Source organism: Streptomyces sp. UNOC14_S4 (genome assembly GCF_020740835.1).
Taxonomy (GTDB): Bacteria; Actinomycetota; Actinomycetes; order Streptomycetales; family Streptomycetaceae; genus Streptomyces.
This window is the reverse complement of record NZ_JAINFC010000737.1, coordinates 1-2,740: the sequence shown is the minus strand read 5'-3', so window position 1 is coordinate 2,740 and position 2,740 is coordinate 1. Positions and strand designations below refer to the sequence as shown.

2 protein-coding genes are annotated in these 2,740 nt (G+C 74.5%); one reads left to right on the top strand and one right to left on the bottom strand.

Going from position 1 to position 2,740, the window contains the following annotated elements:
• Positions 1-235 precede the first annotated feature (235 nt).
• Positions 236-1,501, top strand: coding sequence for a wax ester/triacylglycerol synthase family O-acyltransferase (locus tag K6I34_RS35115; protein ID WP_229332083.1), 1,266 nt, complete (start codon positions 236-238; stop codon positions 1,499-1,501).
• An 8-nt stretch (positions 1,502-1,509) separates the two neighbouring features.
• Here the strand turns inward: K6I34_RS35115 and K6I34_RS35110 are convergent.
• Positions 1,510-2,740 (bottom strand): cytochrome P450 (locus K6I34_RS35110; protein ID WP_229332082.1); only part of this gene is annotated, 1,231 nt, incomplete at its 5' end.

Sequence of the window (2,740 nt, the reverse complement as noted above, 5' to 3'; positions counted from 1 at the left end):
GCCCAAAACGCACCACCTCCCCTTTTCCACCAAGGGAGTTCGCGTCACTGCACGGGCCACGCACCCGGTTCCCGGAAGCACGGCACTTCCCCCGAAGGAGGCCGCGGCACCGGCTTCCGGTTCACCCTTCCATTGCCGTCGGCACGAGGGCGCCCCGACAGGCGTCGTGGGCGCCGATCACCCGGCCGGAATCCGCCCGTAGGCAACCCGGCCACCGGCCCGCTACGTTCCGGCCATGGCCCCGCGCACTCTCACCGCTCCCACCCCCGTCGACCGCGCCATGCGCGCCTTTCCCGTGCACCACCCCGACGCGCAGCTCCGCATCGGGGTGCTGCTCCATCTCACGGGTACGGCACCGCACATCGACCGGCTGCGTGCCCGGGTCGGTGACCGGCTGCCCGCGTTGCCCGCGCTCACGCACTTCCTGACGGACGCGGGCCGGGGGTGGGCGCGGGAGGAGTGCCCCGATCCGGTGCGGCACGTCGTGGAGCACGCGTTACCGCCCGGCCCCGGGCAGGTGGAGCGGGCCGTGCAGCGGCTCATCCGGCGGCCGTTGCCGGAGGCGGCGCCGCACTGGCGCGTGTGGCTGCTCCACGGCCACGAACCGGGCCGGTACGCCCTGCTGTACCTCGTCCATCATTCGATGCAGGACGGCGCGGGGATGCTGCACACGCTGGAGACGCTCTTCACCCCGCACGGCACCCCGGACCGCGAGTCGTCGGCGGTGTTCGCCGCGCTCTCCCCCACCCCGCGCGTCACGTTCCCGGACCGTCTCCAGGCGCTGGCGACCGCGGCGGGCGCGACGGCGCGGTCCCGGATCTGGGCGTCCGCCCGGTACCCGCTGTCCCCGCGGCGGCGCTTCCGCTGGGCGGAGGTGCCCACGGCCCGGCTGCGGGCCGTGGGCCGCAGCCGGGGCGGGAGCGCCAACGACGCCTATCTGGCCACGCTGGCCCACGCGGTGCAGGACTGGGGGACGTGTCACTGGCCCCCGGCCGGGCGTTCGCCCGAGCTGCCGCTGATCATGCCCACGAACATCCGCCGCCCCGAGGAGGCCGCGGCGCCCGGCAACCGGACGGCGATGGTGCGGCTCGTCCTGCCGGGCGGGTCCATGCCCCTCGCGCGGCGGCTGGACGGCGCGGTCCGGGCGACGGAGCCGCTGAAGTCGGTGGGCCTGCGGGAGGCGTTGCGCCGTGTCGCCGCGTCCATGCCGGGCGTCCCCGCCTCGGTCCTGCCGCGGCTGCTGCGGACGGTCGTCACCCCGGCGACCGCGGCCATGGGCGTGTCGGGGCTGGTGCTCCGGCACCGGCTGGAGTTCGACGGCGACCCGGTGACCCGGGTGCTGCCGGTGGGCTGTCTGCCGGAGGCCAGTCCCCTGGGCACGCTGATGGTGACGTACGAGGGTGTCTCGGCGGCGTGCTTCATGACCGACCGCGCGCTCCCCGGCCTGGGCACCCTCCACGAGCGCTGGCGGCGGACGGTGGTGGGGGCCGCGGACCGCTGACCGGCCGCTCAGCTCCGGGGCTTCCGTTCGACGGGCAGGTGGCGGGGGCCGCGCAGGACGGGGCTGCGGCGGTACTCGGGCGGGTCCTGGAGCAGCCGGGGATCGTCCAGCCGGTCCAGGAGTGTGGTCAGCGCGATACGGGCCTCCATCCGGGCCAGGGGGGCGCCGAAGCAGTTGTGGACGCCGCTGCCGAAGCCCAGGTGCTGGTTGTCCCGGCGCGTGATGTCGAAGCGGTCGGGGTCGGTGAAGCGCCGTGGGTCGCGGTTGCCGGAGGCGAGCACGAGGATCAGCGGCACGCCCTCGGGCACGGTGACCCCGCCCACCTCGATGTCGGCCAGCGGGGTGCGCTGGGGCAGGAACTGCACCGGGGGTTCGTAGCGGAGCAGTTCCTCCACCGCGCCCGGCATCAGCGTGGGATCGGCGCGGAGCTTCTCCAGCACGTCGGGGTGGCGCATCAGGGTGAGCATGCCGTTGCCGATCAGGTTGACGGTGGTCTCGTGCCCGGCGATGAGCAGCAGCACCGAGGTGACCATCAGCTCCGGCTGGGTGAGCCGCCCTTCCGGTCCGTCGTCGTTGGCGAGGGCGGAGAGCATGTCGTCGGTCGGGCGGCGGCGCCGTTCCTCGGCGAGCTCGCCCAGGTACCTGCCCATGGCGGCGCGTGCCTCCTGGGCGGCGCGCCGACGGGGTTCGGGGTCCTCGTCGGGGGTGAAGTCGAGCCCGGCGACGACGGTGTCGGCCCAGTCGTGGACCTGCGGCACGTCGCCGGGCGGCACGCCGAGCAGGCGGCAGATGACGGTGACGGGCAGGGGGAAGGCGAAGTCGTCGACGAGGTCGAGGCGTTCCCTGTCCCCGAAGCTCATCGCGAGTTCCTCCGCGATGCGGACGAGATCGCCCTGGAGCGCGTCGACGCGGCGGGGTGTGTGGGGCGGCCCGAAGTGCCGCATGGCCAGTCTGCGGAGCCGGTCGTGCTCGGGGTCGTCCTGGCCGATGAAGGACACCGGCATGCCCTCCTGGAGGGCCAGGGAGTCCCTGAAGGGTTCGGCGCGGCTGCGCGGGTCGGAGCTGACGCGCGGGTCGTGGAGCAGCGCGGCGATCTCGTCGTACGTGCCCACCAGGTACGAGCCGTCCTCCTGGCGCACCGGCCCCGGCCCGTGCTCGCGCAGTTCGGCGTAGAGCGGGTAGGGGTCGGCGCGGTTCGCGTAGTCGGTGATCCGGCGGAACAGGGTCTCCGGGGAGGAC